Origin of the sequence: Vibrio sp. Vb0598, from assembly GCF_033338935.1 — a bacterium.
Classification (GTDB): domain Bacteria; phylum Pseudomonadota; class Gammaproteobacteria; order Enterobacterales; family Vibrionaceae; genus Vibrio; species Vibrio alginolyticus.
Window position 1 is genome coordinate 1 of record NZ_JAWOTP010000053.1, and the last position, 2263, is coordinate 2263.

Here is a 2263-nt window from a genome sequence, read left to right on the forward strand (position 1 = left end):
TGTTGATTTATTCAATCCTTAGTGTTCTTTGCCTTTTGATGTGCACATTTCGTGGTTAAAAAAGATACGACCATAAGTTGTTCTTGGGCCTGAAAAAGTAAGATTCCTGACCAATATTCTTCCGTTTACCGCGTAGATCTCTCCTCAAAGTCGATTACTTTTGGCTACGCTTATAGTTCGGCTTTAAAAATTTGTAAGAGGGAAGTTGAGTTGAGATGTTTGTAGTTGAAGCGTTGAATAACTCAAGTGATGGGCAATAAAGGTAATTGATTATAAAGGATAAATTGGAAGCAGTGCAGAGCTAGGTAAGATATAAACCTAAAGGTGACGGTATGAGCATACAATCAACCATTATCGAATACGCTGTAGCAATAATAGGCTTACTTTTAACAGGCGTTGCCCTCTGAGCCCGAAAGCTCAGAGGATACATAACCTTAACGATTAATGTTGTAACGAGCGATTGCCGCTTCTTCTGACGTTACAACAGTTTTACCGATAGGCGCGAGGGAAATTACGGCCAGTTTCAGGTGTTGAAGTGCAAACGGAATACCAATAATGGTAACGAAACACGCTGCGGCGGATAGGATATGACCGATTGCCAGCCACAAACCTGCAAACACAAACCAAAGTACGTTGCCGATGACGCCTAGCGGACTCGTGCCAATATCCATTTCATTGGTTAGTTCATCACGCGAAACGGCTTCTTTGCCGAATGGGAAAAACGAAAAGTTACCCATGACGAAACAAGCTCGCCCCCACGGAATCCCGATGATGCTGATGAACGCAAGAATACCGAATAGCCACCACAGCAATCCCATGAATACGCCACCGAATAAAAACCAGATGATGTTGCCAAGTGTTCTCATCTAAAACCCTTTTTGATTTATAACTTTCTACAAAGTATGTCACACAAATCTTAACAGAGGATGAATGGGTGTGCTTTATCTTAAATAAGAAATCATTGATGAGAATACTCATTTGATAAAGGAAAGCGGAGATCATTGGGCTGCTGAAAAAAAGGCTCTCAACGTTAGACGTTAAGAGCCTTTCTGGCTAGGCGGTTGCCAAATTCAAGCGCGATACTGGCTTGTCATTGATCGGTAAGTGAATCAAAGCGGCGAGGAGTGCCAGAACGACGGTTGACCACCAGATTGGATCGTATGAACCGTAGTAATCGTAGATGCGGCCACCGACCCAAGCCCCCAAGAAGCTTCCTACTTGGTGAGTAAAGAATACCAAGCCATAAAGTGTTGATAGGTAACGAGCACCAAAAATCTGGCGGACTAATCCAGATGTGAGAGGCACGGTGCCTAACCAACAGAAGCCGATTGCACCACCAAAGATGACTGCGGTGTGCTCGGTGACAGGTAGAGTCACAAAAGCACCAATCACTACCGTGCGGATTAAATACAGCGCAGACATAACATGGCGTTTATTGAAGCGGTCCGCCATAACACCCCAGAAGTACGAACCAAAAATGTTGAAGATGCCAACATACGCCAGTGCCATTGCGGCGGTTGAGACTGGTAAATCTTTATCTGCCAGATAACTTGGTAAGTGAGTTGCAATGAACATCACGTGAAAGCCGCACACAAAGAAACCTGTATGAATCAGCCAATAACCTCTGTGAGAGAAAGCTTCTTTTAATGCTTCTTTTAGGGTTTGTGTGTCTTCCTGAACATTTGCATGGTTACTTGCTTGTGGCTTCGCAGTTCTCATGAACAATGCAAACATCACCATAAAGCTACACAGTACAGCGAATGCTTGAAGTGCGCCTTGCCAGCCAAAATCACTCAAAAGCGCTTGTGCTCCAGGGATCATGGCGAACATACCGAACGATCCCGCAGCGGTAGTTAAACCAAATGCTTTAGCTGCATGTTGTGCAGGGACAACCTTTGCGACCGCCCCTAACACAATGACGTAGCTGGTTGCGCTCAAACCAAAACCGACCAAAACGCCAAGTGATAGATACATCATGTTTGGCTCAATGGCGATAGAAGTAAGGTAAAGACCTAAAGCGTAAGAAAAGGCACCTAAAATGATAATACGCTTCGCGCCCCAACGGTCTGACGCCATGCCGACAAAAGGTTGGAATACGCCAAACAACAAGTTTTGCAAGGCAATAGCAAAGCTAAAGAACTCGCGCCCGGTCTGAAAGTAGTCTGAAATTGGCATCATAAAAATACCGAAAGATTGTCTGATCCCTAGACAAATAATCAAAATCCCTATTCCAAGCCAAACAAGAACTGGAAATCGGAAAATA

Annotated in this window: 2 protein-coding genes; both read right to left on the reverse strand. The window is 44.2% G+C overall.

Going from position 1 to position 2263, the window contains the following annotated elements; translation table 11 throughout:
* Positions 1 to 434: 434 nt before the first annotated feature.
* A complete protein-coding gene (locus R7Q38_RS22750) occupies positions 435 to 866 on the reverse strand; it encodes a YccF domain-containing protein (RefSeq protein WP_005485025.1) in 432 nt (143 codons plus the stop codon).
* 187 nt (positions 867 to 1053) lie between these two features.
* Positions 1054 to 2262, reverse strand: coding sequence for an MFS transporter (locus R7Q38_RS22755; RefSeq protein WP_318114381.1), 1209 nt, complete (start codon positions 2260 to 2262; stop codon positions 1054 to 1056).
* Position 2263 lies beyond the last annotated feature (1 nt).